Raw genomic sequence first — 13,466 nt, 5'->3', positions numbered from 1 at the left:
TCAGGCCCGGTTGATCGCATCGCTCTCTCGCGCTGACGCGCCGTACCCAGCACACTGGGCGGCGATGACAGCAGGGGCAGTTGCAATCGTCGTATCCGGAGGGGGACGCACATGCGGGACAGCCATCGGGCGGAAGCCGAACGGCTGTTGGTACGCGCCGTCGAGGAAGAGGTACGGCGGTCGGGTGGCCGGGCGGACGCCGGTGCGCTGACGGCACGCGGGCGGGCCGCGCTCGATTCCCTGGCGGCCCAGGCTGCCGAGGAGTACGCCGCGTATCTCCAGGCGCTGGAGGCGGCGGAGTCCGGACAGCAGCCGCTGTCGCAGCGGTTCAGCCGATCGGCCATGGGAACTCCACTGCTGGTCACCGGAGTTGCCGCGGTCGCCGCCTTCGGGGCCGATGTCGCGTTCGGTACGGCGGCGGGGCCGGCCCTCGGCGCGGGCGCCGTCGTCGCGGTCGCGGGGGCCACGGCGACCGTCGCCAGGATCACCGCATCGCACTGGCCCGCCGCCCACCGGCGCGCAGGTGCGCTCGGGCAGCCCGGCGGCGCCGAACAGCTGCGGCTGCAGTGGCTGGCGGCGCTGGAAGTACGGGGCATCCGTCCGTTCCTCGACCAGCAGCGGATGCTTAACCCCTCGCCGCGCACACCGGCGAAGAAGGTCCCCGCGCAGTCGCGGACCGCCCCGTCGCTGCGCGGCGGGGACCGCAGCGCAGCGGCCCGTATGCGCGCGATCCTTGAGCAGTCGTTCGGCCATCTGCCCGCATCCGAGGGGCCGTTCGCCGGGCGGCGGGCCGAGCTGGCGCAGATCGCGCAGTGGGTGCGGGAGGCCCGTGCGTCGACGGAGACCAAGCCGACCGTCGTCGTCCTGCACGGTGCGCCCGGCGCCGGGCGCACCACGCTCGCGGTACGGGCGGCGCACAGCCTGAAGGACCAGTTCCGGGGCGCCTGCGTGGTGGACCTGCGCGGCGACGTGGCCGGGGAGGCGCCGCTGCCGACGCGTGACGCGCTGCTGCATCTGCTGAACCGGCTGGGCGCACCCCGCGAGCAGTTGCTGTTCCGCGAGGGGGTCTCCCCTGGCCGAGCAGAGTCGGGAACCCGGGGAAGGGCCTTGGCCGAGCAGCAGGTGCGGCGGCTCAGCGAGCTGTACCACCAGCATCTGACCGGCACCCCGGTGACGATCGTCCTCGACGACGCCAGCGACGCGGCCCAGGTCCGCACGCTGGTCCCCGAGCGTTCCGACAGCCTCGTCCTCGTCACCGCCCGCGAGCCCCTGGAGCTGCCCGCCGACATCCCGGCCCGGGTCCACCAGCTGCCGGTCGGCGCACTGGACGCGGCGGGCGCGGAGGACCTGCTGCGGGAGGCCGCCGAGGCGGAGGAGCAGGGACCGTACGACTCCCAGTCGACGGACACGGTCGTCGAGCTGTGCGGCGGGCTGCCGCTGGCGCTGCGCATAGCGGGCTCCTCGCTCGGTCCACGCACCCGGAGCGCGCTCGCCACCGATCTCGCCGCGTACGGCCCGGTCGCACCGGTCGAGCGGGCGCTGTGGCTGCGCTACACCGACCAGTCCGAGCAGGCGCGGCGGCTGCTGCGGCGACTCGCGCTGGCCGGGCGGGCCAGCCTGGGCGCCGCGGCGGCGGCCGCGCTGCTCTCGGCCGACGAGCAGGAGGCCGAGCGGCTGCTGAGGGCGCTGGCGGAGGCCGGGCTCCTGGACCATGTGCGGGGCTCGCGCTACCGGCTGCACGATCTCGTACGGGGCTTCGCCCTGGCCCGGCTGCGGGACGAGGAGGAGGTGGCGGACCGCACCGCGGCCCAGGAGCGGCTGATCCAGAACTACGCGGAGCTGGCCGGTGCCGTGATCCGCATGGTGGACGGCAAGATGTCCACCCGGGCCGGGCAGTTCGGCTCGCACGGGTTCGGTTCGCTGGACTCGGCGCTGCGCTGGCTGGACGACGAATCGAGTTTCATCACCTCGGCGCTGCGGCACGCCGAGGGCGTCGACCAGGGGGCCGTACTGGACCTCCTGGGCGCGCTGTGCGACTACTGCCTGCTGCGCGGCGACCTCTACCGGCTGGGCGAGATCAGCGAGTTGACTCAGGCCGTGGACAAGGGGCTGCTGGAGCGGTCCGTGCAGTGGCGTACCGGCATCGCGGCCCGTCAGCTCGGCGAGCTGGACAAGGCGCGCACCACGCTGTCGTCGGTCGTCGGGCTGTACCGCGAGGCGCAGAACGAGGCGGGTACGGCGCTGGCGCTCTGCTCGCTCGGCATCACCCTGCACCACCAGGGCAATCTGACCGAGGCGTCGGCGCGGCTGCGCGAGGCGATCGAGCTGCAGTCCACCGAGGAGCAGGCCGAGGACCGGGCCTGGTCGCTGCACGCCCTGGCCGCCGTCGAACGCGACCGGGCCCATGTCGCGGAGGCGATGGATCTCCTGGACACCGCGCTGGCTCTGCACCAGGAGGGCGAGTCGCTGCACGGTGAGGCGTGGACGCAGTTCCAGCTGGGCCAGACCCTGCTGCGGATGGGCGACGTGGAGCGGGCGGAGGAGGCGCTGCGTACGGCGCTCGATCTGTACGGCCGTACCCGCGACGAGCGCGGCGAGGCATGGGCGCTGACCCAGCTGGCCCGCGCGCGGCTGCTGGACGGCGACCCGGCCCCGGCCGTCGAGCAGCTGGACCGGGCCCTGGCCCGCCACCGCGACAACGAGGACGCGCGCGGCGAGGCGTGGACGCTGTACTACCTGGGCCAGGCCCTGGAGGAGAACGGCGACACCGACCAGGCGGTGCGGCAGCTGGAACGGGCGCGCACGATGTTCTCCCGGATGCGGGACACGTACGGGCTGGCGTGCGCCCGGCACCACTCGGGCCGGGTCACCCGCGACCAGCGGGCCGCCCAGACCGGGAACCTCCGCAACTCCGGCTTCGCCCGCCAGCTCCTGGTCGACGCCCGCGCCGACTTCCGGCGCATCGGGGTCGCCCACGGCGAGGCCTGGACGTGCCTGGAGCTGGCCCTGATCGACGCGGGCAACAACCGTGCCCCGCAGGCGCTGGAGCTGTGCGGCGAGGCGGCGGAGCTGTTCGACTCCTACGGCGACACACGGGGCGGGGACTGGGCCCGCTTCCTGCGCTGCACGCTGCTGCCGTACGCGTCACCGGGCGGCAGCGAGGTGGGCACGGTGGTGGCCCAGCAGGAACTGGCCGACCTGCTCCTGGCCGGCCACCCGACGCGCGACAGCAAGCTGGAGGACTGCGTGGAGGCGTTCACCGTGGTGCTGAACCGCGGCGTGGACCTGGAGGACGGCTGGCAGGCCTGGCGCCTGGGCATGACACCCACACGCCACGCACGGGAGGTCATGGGCGTACCTGTCCGGCCATGACCGGCCCGTCCGGCGATCGAGGACGCCTTCGACCCCGGCCGGGCACAACCGCCCCGTCCGGCGCCAGGCGAACGGGGCGGCTACCGGACGCCCCGGTACCGCCCCGCGCCTACTTCCGCTTCGCGGACCCCGCACCCGCGGCAACGGCGCCACCGGACGCCGCCTCCGGGTCCGGGGCCTCCTCGAAGTCGACCTTGCCCATGTGGCGGTTCATGGACTTCATCAGCAGCCACACGCCGACGGCGAGCGCCGCGAAGACGATGAAGCCGAGAACGCCGGGAGTCACCTTGTTGTCGTCGACCTCCTTGGCGAGAGGGACGAGATGGGTCAGTGCCTGGGTCGCGTACATATCAGGCATTGTCGCGGATGCCCGCGAAGAGGTCGCTCTCGGGGAGGGAGGTATCGACGAGAGACTTCGCCAGCTCGTACTCCTCGGTCGGCCAGACCTCCTTCTGGATCTCCATCGGGACGCGGAACCAGCCGCCGTCGGGGTCGATCTGCGTCGCGTGCGCGATCAGCGCCTTGTCGCGGATCTCGAAGAAGTCCGCGCACGGAACATGCGTGGTCAGCGTGCGTTCGTCGCGCTCGAACTCCTTCCAGCGCTTCAGCCACTCGCCGTAGGGGGACTCCAGGCCACGGGCCAGCAGCGCCTCGTGGAGCGCCACCGTGCGCGGCCGGTTGAAGCCCTGGTTGTAGTAGAGCTTCTGCGGCTGCCAGGCCGGACCGAATTCCGACTCGGGAAACGTCTCGGCGTCCGACGCGCCGTCGAACGCGATCATCGTGATCTTGTGCGTCATGATGTGGTCGGGGTGCGGGTACCCGCCGTTCTCGTCGTACGTCGTGACGACCTGCGGCCGGAACGCACGGATGCTGCGGACGAGACGCCCCGCGGCCTTCTCCTCGTCCTCCAGCGCGAAGCAGCCCTCGGGCAGCGGCGGCAGCGGGTCGCCCTCGGGCAGACCCGAGTCGACGAAACCGAGCCACTCCTGCTCGACGCCCAGGATCTCCCGGGCCTCGTCCATCTCCTTCTTGCGCACCTCGTGGATGTTCTCCTCGATGTACGCGTCGCCCTGGAGCTTCGGGTTGAGGATGGAGCCGCGCTCGCCTCCCGTGCAGGTCACGACCAGCACGTCCACCCCCTCGGACACATACTTGGCCATGGTGGCCGCGCCCTTGCTCGACTCGTCGTCGGGGTGGGCGTGAACGGCCATCAGTCGCAGCTGCTCAGTCAAGACTCGATCCTCGTTGAGTTGGACGCCATTGAGAGGTGCCGTCCCGAAGGGACGTCGGTTCGGGGTGGCGGTCGGGGGGCGGGTGGGAGGCTTCTATAGTGACCGAACCGGGGGGTGGAAAATTCCACGATCCCCGGCACGGGAGGAACGATCATGACTGCGGTGCGCGAAGCGCTTCCGGAGAACCGCTACGGCCGCTCCGCGGACCAGCGGGCGGACCGCAAGCTCAAGATCATCGGTTCGGTGCTGGGCGTCGCCCTTCTCGGCGTGATCGGCTGGATCGGATACGACTACGTCGCCGGGCAGGGCATCAGCGCCGAGGTGATCAAGTTCAAGGTCGTCTCGGACGAGCGGGTCGATGTGCACCTGGAGGTGCGCAAGGGCACCGACACCAAGGGCTACTGCACGCTCCGCTCGCAGCACGAGGACGGCAGCGACGTGGCCCGCAAGGACTTCCGCTTCGACGACCGCACGGACCGTATCGACCGCGTCCTGTCGTTGCGCACGACATCCAGGGCGACCAGCGTCGAGCTACTGGGCTGTACCGACGACGGCGGGGCGGCACATTGACCGCCGCACGCCGACGCTGAACCGCTGTTGTAGCCGCTGACCTGCGCATACGCAGTCCTGACGGTTTACCTTCTCCCCCTTTTCCTGGGGAATTGTTAGGCTCGTGGTTTCGCCCACCCGTGGAGGCACATGCTTACGGGTAGGGCGATGCTTTGTATTCCCAGTACCGACGAGGAGCACCCTGTGACCCAGACCAGCGAAAACGTCACCTGGCTCACGCAGGAGGCGTACAACCAGCTCAAGGCCGAGCTGGAGTACCTGTCTGGTCCCGCGCGCACGGAAATCTCCGTAAAGATCGCGGCGGCCCGTGAGGAGGGTGACCTCCGGGAAAATGGCGGGTACCACGCGGCCAAGGAGGAGCAGGGCAAGATGGAGTTGCGGGTGCGCCAGCTCACCCAGCTCCTGGAGCACGCGAAGGTCGGCGAGGCACCTGCCGACGACGGCGTGGTCGAGCCCGGCATGGTTGTGACGATCGCCTTCGACGGAGACCCGGACGACACGATGACCTTCCTGCTCGCCTCGCGCGAGTACGCGAGCTCGGACATCGAGACGTACTCCCCGCAGTCGCCGCTCGGCACCGGCGTGAACGGCAAGAAGATGGGCGAGGACGCCGAGTACGAGCTGCCGAACGGCAAGACGGCCACCGTGAAGATTCTCACGGCGAAGCCCTACACGGGCTGATCCGGCACCACTGATGCGGGGAGCCTCCGGCCCGACGGGCCGGGGGCTCCCCGCATGTGCGGCATGACGCCCGACGGCAGAACCCCGGGGTCGGGGGCGCGTCGCGTCTCCGCAGCACCCGCCCTGCCGACTGTGCGGACTTCTCGCCGATGAGTGTCCGCCGGTGCCTCGCCGTCCGACGAGCTCGTGCACGGTCGGCGGCGCAGCTCGTTCCCTCGACAGGGCCGCAGAACGCGACACCTCGCGGCACACAAGGGTCAGCTCATCACCAGATAGCCCGCGTCGTGCAGCGCCGCCGAGACCTCCTCGCAGTGCTCCGGCCCCTTCGTCTCCAGTTGCAGCTCCACCTCGACCTCGGTGAGCCCGAGCCGGGGGTCGGTCCGCACATGGCCGATGTCGAGGACGTTGGCGTCTACCACCGAGAGCACGGCCAGCAGCGTGGCCAGCGCGCCGGGGCGGTCGGTCAGCCGCAGCCGCAGGCTCAGATAGCGGCCGGCCGCCACCATGCCGTGGGTCAGGATGCGCTGCATCAGCAGCGGGTCCACATTGCCGCCCGACAGCAGCGCGACCACCGGCCCGCGGAACGACTTCGGATCGCTCAGCAGCGCCGCGACCGGGCTCGCACCGGCCGGTTCCACCACCAGCTTCGCCCGCTCCAGACAGAGCAGCAGTGCGCTGGACAACTCGTCCTCGGAGACCGTACGGACCTCGTCGACCAGCTCCCTGACCAGCTCGAACGGCACATCGCCGGGGCGCCCCACCTTGATGCCGTCCGCCATCGTGTTCAGCGTACCGATCGACACCGGGTGCCCCGCGGCCAGCGACGGCGGATAGCAGGCCGCGCCCGCCGCCTGCACGCCGACGATCCGCACATCGGGCCTGACCGCCTTGACCGCCACCGCGATGCCCGCGGCGAGACCGCCGCCGCCGATCCCGACGACGATGGTGCGCACCTCGGGGCACTGTTCGAGGATCTCCAGGCCCACCGTGCCCTGGCCGACGATGATGTCGGGGTGGTCGAAGGGGTGGATGAAGACCGCACCCGTCTCCTGCGCGTACTCCTGGGCGGCGGCCAGCGTCTCGTCGACGACATGGCCCTGCAGCCGGACCTGTGCCCCGTACTGGCGGGTGGCGGCCACCTTCGGCAGCGGCGCCCCGACCGGCATGAAGACCGTCGACCGTACGCCGAGCAGAGCAGAGGCGAGTGCGACACCCTGCGCATGGTTTCCGGCGCTGGCGGCTACGACTCCGGCGGCCCGCTCCACCGGGGACAGGCCCGCGATCCGTACATATGCGCCACGCAGTTTGAACGAACCGGTCCGTTGCAGGTTCTCGCACTTGAAGTGGACCGGCGCGCCCACGAGCTCGGTCAGGTGGCGGCTGCCTTCCATGGCGGTCACTCTGGCCACGCCGGAAAGCATCTTCTGCGCCCCGCGGATGTCGTCGAGGATCAGTGGGGGAAAATGGCCGGGCGCGCGGAAGTTCATACGGTAAGTCTTGCAGCTCGGCAGGGTGCCCGGCGCCTTGTGCGGTCCCGTCCTGAGCCGTTGTCCACAGGTTTGTGCAGCACTGGTACACGTTGCCCCGTGGCCGCGTACTCTGTCCCCCACCCCATCCGACACCGCACGAAGAGAGCCCCCGGCCATGCCCCCTCAGGACATGACGACAGCTGCGTCTCCTTCCGGGGGCGCCACCCCCGAACCCACGGGTTCCGACCACGTCCTCGATGCGCTGCAGCACCAGGTCGCGGTATTCGCCCGCCGTGCCGAGCAGACCCGCCTCGGCGGTGTCGGCCAGGTGCGCAATTCCATGGACCGGGCCGCCTATCTGCTGCTCAACCGGCTGGACCGGGAAGGCCCGATGGGCGTCAAGGCCCTGGCCGCAGGCATGGGGATCGACTCCTCGACCGTGACCCGGCAGGTCGCGCCCCTCGTCGACACCGGTCTGGTCAAGCGCACCTCGCACCCGGAGGACGGCCGCGCCGTCGTGCTCCAGCTGTCGCCGCGCGGCCAGGCACGGCTGGACGAGGTCCGCGAATCCCGGCGCGAGCTCATGACACAGGTGACGGACGACTGGACGGCCGAGGAGCGCGAGACGTTCTGCACGCTGCTCACCCGGTTCAATCTGGCACTGGCCGCCCGCCAGACCTCGCCCCAGGCGTCCCCGGCCGGCTAGCGGGAGCGGCAGCCCGACGGTGCTGCGCAGGCTGTCGGGCGCACGCCTCTTGACCAGGAGCCCGGCAGCGGCTCGGATGAGGACTGTGCGAGAGCGCCAGGCGGGCCGGGAGCGGCGCCGCGCCCAGGAGTTCGAGACCTTTGTGGCGGGCGCGGCCGGCCGACTGCTGCACACGGCCACGCTGCTGACCGCCGAGCCCATGCAGCCGCCCGGAGCGAACCCCCGGGCCCAGCGGATGCTCATGGCCGCGCTGGCCCGCACGTACGCGCAGTGGGGGCGGCTGCGCGGCGAGGACCCGTACGACCGCACCCGGCGGGAGCTGGCTGTCCGGTTCGCCCACGAGGTCTGGCGGCACCACCGGCCGCGCGGCGGGCTGTTGGACCGGCTGACGCCGCAGGAGCGTCTCGTTCTCGTGCTGCGGCTGTACGAGGGCGTCGCGGAGGAGCAGGCCGCGGCGCTGCTCGGGCTTCCGGTGGAGCGGATCCGGGCGATCTGCAACCGTTCGGTGGCCACGATGCGCGGCACCCGCGGGCCCACGGCACGGTGGGGGTTGCAACGGCCGCTGGGGATCGTGCCATGAGCCGCAGCAGCAGCCGCGAGGACGAGGTCCGGCGCATGCTGGACGGTCCGCATCCGCAGGTGCCCGCCGATCTGGCACAGCGGGCGGCGGAGCGCGGCGGCCGGCTGCTGCACCGGCGCCGTTTCGCCCGCAGGCTGGCGCTGCTGGTGGCGTTCGCCGCGGTGGTCGCCTTCACGGTGTGGGCGCTGAAGGCGCAGCCGTGGCAACTGCCTCCCACCGAGACGACGCCGCCGCTGGACAGCTGGTGAGGGCCGATCCGGGGCGAACTATCCTGGAACGTGGCGTCACGGGGAAACCGGCCGAGGAGGCTGCGATGACCAGGAAAGTCGCCGACTGCCGCAAGTATCCGAGCGTCACGAACTGCTCACTCGCCATCTCCGGCGAGGAGGAGGAAGTCGTGAGGGCCGCGGCGGAGCACGCGGTCTCCGTCCATGAGCACACCGACAGCCCGGAACTGCGCGAACAGATCCGGGCGTCGCTGGACGACGAGAAGGCCGGCGTCTGAGGTTCCGAGGGCGGCCGGGCCGGAACGATCGGGCCCGCCCGCCTCTGCCCGGCCCCGAGAGCGCCTAGCCGAGTGCCTGCGTCAGATCGGCGATCAGGTCGTCGGCGGACTCGATGCCGACGGAGAGCCGGACGAGGTCGGCCGGCACCTCCAGCGGGGAGCCGGCCGCCGAGGCGTGCGTCATGCGGCCGGGGTGCTCCACGAGGGACTCGACGCCGCCCAGGGACTCACCGAGGGTGAACAGCTTCGCCCGGTTGCAGACGTGTACCGCCGCGTCCTCGCCGCCCACGACGCGGAAGGACACCATGCCGCCGAAGGCCTTCATCTGCTTGGCGGCGACCTCGTGGCCCGGGTGCTCGGGCAGCCCCGGGTAGAGGACCTGGGTGACCTTGGGGTGCCGGGTCAGCAGATCGACGATCTTCGTGGCGTTCTCGCTGTGCCGGTCCATGCGGACCGCGAGGGTCTTGATGCCGCGCAGCACCAGCCAGGCGTCGAACGGTCCGGCGACCGCGCCCATCGCGTTCTGGTGGTACGCCAACTCCTCGGCCAGTTCCGGGTCGTTGACGATCAGCGCACCGCCGACGACGTCCGAGTGGCCGCCCATGTACTTCGTGGTCGAGTGCACCACGACGTCGGCGCCCAGGGCGAGGGGCTGCTGGAGGTAGGGGCTGGCGAAGGTGTTGTCGACGACCAGTCGTGCACCCGCCGCGCGGGCCACACCGGCGATCGCGGCGATGTCGGTGATGCCGAGCAGCGGATTGGACGGGGTCTCCACCCAGATCGCCTTGGTGCGCGGGGTGATAGCCGCCCGTACCGCCGTCACGTCCGAGGTGTCGGCGACCGAGAAGTCCACGCCCCACCGCGAGACGACCTTCGCGAACAGCCGGAACGTTCCGCCGTAGGCGTCGTTCGGGATGACCACATGGTCGCCGGGGGTGAGCAGCGTACGGAGCAGGCAGTCCTCGGCGGCGAGGCCGGAGGCGAAGGCGAGTCCGCGGCGGCCGCCCTCCAGGGCCGCGAGGTTGTCCTCCAGGGCGGTACGGGTCGGGTTGGCGCTGCGGCTGTACTCGTAGCCGCCGCGCAGTCCGCCCACACCGTCCTGCTTGTACGTGGATACCTGATAAATGGGCGGAACAACAGCGCCGGTGAGGGGATCGGCGGTGTTTCCCGCATGGATCGCGAGAGTCTCGAAGCTGTGCTGGTCGCTCATGGGGCCGAGCGTAGTTCGTCGCGAGGGCGCCCACCGGGCTACCTGGCCGTCCGGTGACAATGGGGGCATGGAGATTCTCTGGTTCCTGCTCGCACTGTGCATGCTCGCCGCGGTCATCGGCCCCTTCGTGCTGCGCCGCCGCGGCGGCATCCGGCAGGTCGCGCCCGGTTCCCCGGACGCCGCCGATCCGGACACCTACGGCTTCGTGCGCCAGGAGGAGCTGGACATCCGGCTACCGGGCCCGGACCAGGATCTTCTCGATGTGCTCGATGTCGTGCAGCGTTCCCAGGACTGGCGGGCGGCTTCGCAGTTGCTGGCCGGTACGCCCAAGGAGGGCGAGGTGCGGTGGCAGCGGGTGCAGGCGTTCGCCGGTGCCGCCTCGCTGGAGCTGGCGCAGCAGCCCGGTGTCGGTGGTTCGTGGCTGCGCAAGTGGCGGGCCGATGCGCCGAAGGACGCCGGCGGTGCGGCGGTGCACGCCGAATTCCTGGTGCAGCAGGCGTGGCGTTCGTCGACCGCGGGGACGGACGACTTCCGGATCATCCTGGAGGAGGCCCGTACGGTCTGCGGCGAGGCGGCGCTGCTGGCGCCGGGCGACCCCGTTCCCTACCTCGTCGAGCTGGCGGTCTCCCGTGGACTCGGTTACTCGCACGAGGAGTTCGACCGGCTCTGGGCGAAGGTGATCGACCGGGCCCCGGCCCACATGGGCGCGCACATCGCCGCGCTGCACTACTGGTGCGAGAAATGGCACGGCTCCCGCGAGGAGGCCGACCGCTTCGCCACCACGGCCGCCGCCCGCGCCCCGCAGGGCTCACTGCTGGCCGCGCTGCCGCTCTTCGCGGTGTACGAGCATCTGCCCGAGGTCAATCTCGTACAGGGCTTCTACCGGAGCGCGGTGGTGACCAAGGCGGTCGAGGGCGCCCTGTTCGCGGTGCACGCGGCCCGCGCCGACGACCCGATGCTCGCGCACGTCCGCCATCTGCTGGTGCTGTTCCTGGTCCGGATGGAGCGCTGGTCGGAGGCGATGAACCAGCTCGTCCACATCGACGGCCATGTGGGCGCGCTGCCGTGGACCCAGAGCCCCGACCCGGCCGCCGAGTACACGGTCTACCGGGCACTGGCGGTGGCCGGATACGAGGCGAACGGCGGCAGCCCGGCGACGCTGCCGCGGTAGCCGCGTGCGGAATCCATGACGTTCCGGGTGCGTTGTAGCAGTGGCAGACCGACCCCAGGAGGAGCCCCCGCATGTTCCTGCAACGCCGTACCCCCCAGCTCCCCACCCCCGAGGAGGCCCTGAAGGGCCGCCCCACCCCCGAATTCACCGTCCCGTCCCGCCACACGGTCCTGGGCAACCCGCTGCTGGGCCCGTACCCGGAGGGTCTGGAGGTCGCAGACTTCGCGCTGGGCTGTTTCTGGGGCGCCGAGCGCAAGTTCTGGCAGACGGACGGCGTCTGGACGACGCTCGTCGGCTACCAGGGCGGCTACACGGAGAACCCCGCATACGAAGAGGTCTGCTCGGGCCTGACCGGCCACACGGAGGCGGTCCGCGTCGTCTTCGACCCGAAGACCGTCTCGTACGCCGAGCTGCTGAAGCTTTTCTGGGAGTCCCACGACCCGACGCAGGGATTCCGCCAGGGCAATGACGTGGGCACGCAGTACCGCTCGGCGATCTACACCCACTCGCCCGAGCAGGCAGCAGTCGTGGCCGCCTCCCGCGAGGCTTACCAGAAGGTCCTCACGGGCTCCGGCTACGGCGAGATCACCACGGAGATCCTCCCGGCCGAGGGCCGCACGTTCTGGCCCGCGGAGGCGTACCACCAGCAGTACCTGGACAAGAACCCGGCGGGATACTGCGGGATCGGCGGGACGGGTGTCTCCTGCCCGATCGGTGTGGCACCGGCGCCGTCCGGCGACTGACAGCGGCGTTCTCGCCCACCCTCCGACAGCACCTCATGAAGGGGCTGTCGGGGCCCGGACTCTCAGCGGGACGCGATGGCCGCCGAGATCATCATCGGACCGATGATGAGGACCACGAGCCGTTCCAGGGCCAGCAGGGAACGGAGGCCCGACAGCACCCGTGGAAGCGGTCGGATGCCCAGGTCCGCCAAGGCGAGTCCGGTCATCCGTATCGGCTTCGCGTCGGGGGTCCGACGGGCGCGCTCGACGGCGTACCGGCGGATGAGGCGGTCGGCCCGGGTACCGGTGAAACTCAGCCTCGTGCCGGACGCGTCGGTGACTACGAGGAACGTCGTGGCGCCCCCACGATGGACCTCTTTCCAGGTGCGTACGGACCGCAGGGCGTGCAGGTCGATCGTGCGGGGCCCGGTCCAGGTGCGTGCGGTGAGGAAGCGTGCGTCGGGGCCGTGCCTGTGCCACGGCTTCCGGGCCGTGCACAGGTGCGGCAGGGCGGCGCAGCCGAGGCCGCCGACGAATCCGGCGGTCATCATGACCGGGGAGGCCTCGGCGAGCGGCGCGGCCAGCATCGCCGGGACCACGGTGACGGCGGCGAGGCCCATGACGATGAGGGCCGTGCGTGTACGGATACTTCTGCGCGAGGCGGGACGCGGGATCACCGTCCCGTCCGCTTCCCCGGTATGCGCGGTCAAGGGGTCCGACATGAGGAAAGGTTAGCCACCTCGCCCCGGCCGGTCACCGTTTCCGGCAGGGATCGACCACCGCACGAAGAGGAGTTCCCCACCGATGACGAGCGAAGGCCGCAGCGCTCCTGCCGCCATGGCCGGCCGGCCCTGGTTCATGGCCAACGAACTTCTCGCGTTCGTCGTCGAGTTGGTGGCACTGGCCGCTCTGGGCCGGTGGGGTTTCGCCACCGGGGACGGCACGGCTGCTCGGCTGCTGCTGGGGCTCGGGACGCCGGCGGTGGCCATCGTGCTCTGGGGGATGTTCGCCGCCCCTCGCGCCCGCTTCCGGCCGCCTCTCGCGGGGGTTCTGCTGGTCAAGGCGGTGGTGCTCGGCGGCGGTGTGTACGCGGTCCACGCGGTGGGGCATCCGGTGGCGGCGGTGTTCTTCGGCTTCGTCGTGGTCGTGAACACGGCCCTGGCGGAGACCCTTCGGCACCGCACACCGCAGCGCGGAGCGCCGGCTGCCTGACGTGACAACGGCCCGGCCGCGGAAGGCGGCCGGGCC

General features: G+C 71.3%; 15 protein-coding genes. 10 read left to right on the top strand and 5 right to left on the bottom strand.

The genetic code is table 11. From position 1 onward, the window contains the following. Window positions 1–111: 111 nt before the first annotated feature. Complete coding sequence (locus ACFVYE_RS17145; protein WP_389606118.1) at window positions 112–3,372, top strand: tetratricopeptide repeat protein; 3,261 nt, start codon at window positions 112–114, stop codon at window positions 3,370–3,372. Window positions 3,373–3,481: 109 nt separating this feature from the next. On the opposite strand, the gene ACFVYE_RS17140 is transcribed toward ACFVYE_RS17145, so the two are convergent. After that, complete coding sequence (locus ACFVYE_RS17140) at window positions 3,482–3,721, bottom strand: hypothetical protein (protein WP_383962834.1); 240 nt, start codon at window positions 3,719–3,721, stop codon at window positions 3,482–3,484. 1 nt (window position 3,722) lies between these two features. Continuing rightward, on the bottom strand, window positions 3,723–4,604 hold the full coding sequence (mca, locus tag ACFVYE_RS17135) for a mycothiol conjugate amidase Mca (protein WP_383962831.1): 882 nt from the start codon (window positions 4,602–4,604) through the stop codon (window positions 3,723–3,725). Window positions 4,605–4,757: 153 nt separating this feature from the next. Between mca and ACFVYE_RS17130 the strand changes: the two genes are divergently transcribed. Further along, window positions 4,758–5,174 (top strand): DUF4307 domain-containing protein, encoded by a 417-nt coding sequence (locus tag ACFVYE_RS17130; protein ID WP_383962828.1) that lies wholly within the window; start codon window positions 4,758–4,760, stop codon window positions 5,172–5,174. A gap of 183 nt (window positions 5,175–5,357) precedes the next feature. Beyond that, complete coding sequence (gene greA, locus ACFVYE_RS17125; RefSeq protein ID WP_383962826.1) at window positions 5,358–5,855, top strand: transcription elongation factor GreA; 498 nt, start codon at window positions 5,358–5,360, stop codon at window positions 5,853–5,855. A 257-nt stretch (window positions 5,856–6,112) separates the two neighbouring features. Here greA and ilvA read toward each other — a convergent pair whose 3' ends face one another. Beyond that, window positions 6,113–7,342: a threonine ammonia-lyase gene (gene ilvA, locus ACFVYE_RS17120; RefSeq protein ID WP_383962824.1), complete on the bottom strand. Its 1,230-nt coding sequence runs from the start codon at window positions 7,340–7,342 to the stop codon at window positions 6,113–6,115. Between the two features lie 157 nt (window positions 7,343–7,499). Here ilvA and ACFVYE_RS17115 point away from each other — a divergent pair, with 157 nt between their 5' ends. The 4 genes from ACFVYE_RS17115 (at window position 7,500) to ACFVYE_RS17100 (ending at window position 9,115) form a co-directional block, all read left to right on the top strand. Beyond that, window positions 7,500–8,030, top strand: coding sequence for a MarR family winged helix-turn-helix transcriptional regulator (locus ACFVYE_RS17115; RefSeq protein WP_383962822.1), 531 nt, complete (start codon window positions 7,500–7,502; stop codon window positions 8,028–8,030). Between the two features lie 85 nt (window positions 8,031–8,115). Next, window positions 8,116–8,610: a sigma factor-like helix-turn-helix DNA-binding protein gene (locus ACFVYE_RS17110; RefSeq protein WP_383962819.1), complete on the top strand. Its 495-nt coding sequence runs from the start codon at window positions 8,116–8,118 to the stop codon at window positions 8,608–8,610. Beyond that, a complete protein-coding gene (locus ACFVYE_RS17105) occupies window positions 8,607–8,858 on the top strand; it encodes a hypothetical protein (RefSeq protein WP_383962816.1) in 252 nt (83 codons plus the stop codon). The genes ACFVYE_RS17110 and ACFVYE_RS17105 overlap by 4 nt, the downstream gene beginning before the upstream one ends. Window positions 8,859–8,923: 65 nt before the next feature. Further along, the gene (locus ACFVYE_RS17100) at window positions 8,924–9,115 is read left to right on the top strand and encodes a DUF1059 domain-containing protein (protein ID WP_383962813.1); all 192 of its coding nucleotides are present in this window, start codon (window positions 8,924–8,926) and stop codon (window positions 9,113–9,115) included. Between the two features lie 64 nt (window positions 9,116–9,179). Here the strand turns inward: ACFVYE_RS17100 and ACFVYE_RS17095 are convergent, their stop codons facing one another. After that, a complete protein-coding gene (locus ACFVYE_RS17095) occupies window positions 9,180–10,325 on the bottom strand; it encodes a cystathionine gamma-synthase (protein WP_383962810.1) in 1,146 nt (381 codons plus the stop codon). A gap of 67 nt (window positions 10,326–10,392) precedes the next feature. On the opposite strand from ACFVYE_RS17095, the gene ACFVYE_RS17090 reads away from it, so the two are divergent. Both ACFVYE_RS17090 and msrA read left to right on the top strand, forming a co-directional pair. Continuing rightward, window positions 10,393–11,496, top strand: coding sequence for a hypothetical protein (locus ACFVYE_RS17090; protein WP_383962807.1), 1,104 nt, complete (start codon window positions 10,393–10,395; stop codon window positions 11,494–11,496). 71 nt (window positions 11,497–11,567) lie between these two features. Beyond that, a complete protein-coding gene (gene msrA, locus ACFVYE_RS17085) occupies window positions 11,568–12,239 on the top strand; it encodes a peptide-methionine (S)-S-oxide reductase MsrA (RefSeq protein WP_383962804.1) in 672 nt (223 codons plus the stop codon). A gap of 62 nt (window positions 12,240–12,301) precedes the next feature. Here the strand turns inward: msrA and ACFVYE_RS17080 are convergent, their stop codons facing one another. After that, window positions 12,302–12,940 carry a hypothetical protein gene (locus ACFVYE_RS17080; RefSeq protein ID WP_383962801.1) on the bottom strand — a complete coding sequence of 213 codons (639 nt, stop codon included), beginning with the start codon at window positions 12,938–12,940 and terminating at the stop codon, window positions 12,302–12,304. A 115-nt stretch (window positions 12,941–13,055) separates the two neighbouring features. Here ACFVYE_RS17080 and ACFVYE_RS17075 point away from each other — a divergent pair, with 115 nt between their 5' ends. After that, complete coding sequence (locus tag ACFVYE_RS17075; protein WP_383962930.1) at window positions 13,056–13,430, top strand: YrdB family protein; 375 nt, start codon at window positions 13,056–13,058, stop codon at window positions 13,428–13,430. Window positions 13,431–13,466 lie beyond the last annotated feature (36 nt).

The sequence above is a fragment of the Streptomyces sp. NPDC058239 genome, assembly GCF_042882185.1.
GTDB lineage: Bacteria > Actinomycetota > Actinomycetes > Streptomycetales > Streptomycetaceae > Streptomyces.
Note: the sequence above shows the minus strand (reverse complement) of the source record. Positions and strands in the feature narration are given on the sequence as shown.

What these genes read in the sequence shown, in the direction of transcription:
- ACFVYE_RS17145 (WP_389606118.1), top strand. Translation starts at nt 112, where the DNA reads ATGCGGGACAGCCATCGGGCGGAAGCCGAACGGCTGTTGGTACGCGCC.
- ACFVYE_RS17140 (WP_383962834.1), bottom strand. Translation starts at nt 3,721, where the DNA reads ATGTACGCGACCCAGGCACTGACCCATCTCGTCCCTCTCGCCAAGGAG.
- ACFVYE_RS17130 (WP_383962828.1), top strand. Translation starts at nt 4,758, where the DNA reads ATGACTGCGGTGCGCGAAGCGCTTCCGGAGAACCGCTACGGCCGCTCC.
- ilvA (WP_383962824.1), bottom strand. Translation starts at nt 7,342, where the DNA reads ATGAACTTCCGCGCGCCCGGCCATTTTCCCCCACTGATCCTCGACGAC.
- ACFVYE_RS17115 (WP_383962822.1), top strand. Translation starts at nt 7,500, where the DNA reads ATGCCCCCTCAGGACATGACGACAGCTGCGTCTCCTTCCGGGGGCGCC.
- ACFVYE_RS17105 (WP_383962816.1), top strand. Translation starts at nt 8,607, where the DNA reads ATGAGCCGCAGCAGCAGCCGCGAGGACGAGGTCCGGCGCATGCTGGAC.
- ACFVYE_RS17100 (WP_383962813.1), top strand. Translation starts at nt 8,924, where the DNA reads ATGACCAGGAAAGTCGCCGACTGCCGCAAGTATCCGAGCGTCACGAAC.
- ACFVYE_RS17095 (WP_383962810.1), bottom strand. Translation starts at nt 10,325, where the DNA reads ATGAGCGACCAGCACAGCTTCGAGACTCTCGCGATCCATGCGGGAAAC.
- ACFVYE_RS17090 (WP_383962807.1), top strand. Translation starts at nt 10,393, where the DNA reads ATGGAGATTCTCTGGTTCCTGCTCGCACTGTGCATGCTCGCCGCGGTC.
- msrA (WP_383962804.1), top strand. Translation starts at nt 11,568, where the DNA reads ATGTTCCTGCAACGCCGTACCCCCCAGCTCCCCACCCCCGAGGAGGCC.
- ACFVYE_RS17080 (WP_383962801.1), bottom strand. Translation starts at nt 12,940, where the DNA reads ATGTCGGACCCCTTGACCGCGCATACCGGGGAAGCGGACGGGACGGTG.
- ACFVYE_RS17075 (WP_383962930.1), top strand. Translation starts at nt 13,056, where the DNA reads ATGGCCGGCCGGCCCTGGTTCATGGCCAACGAACTTCTCGCGTTCGTC.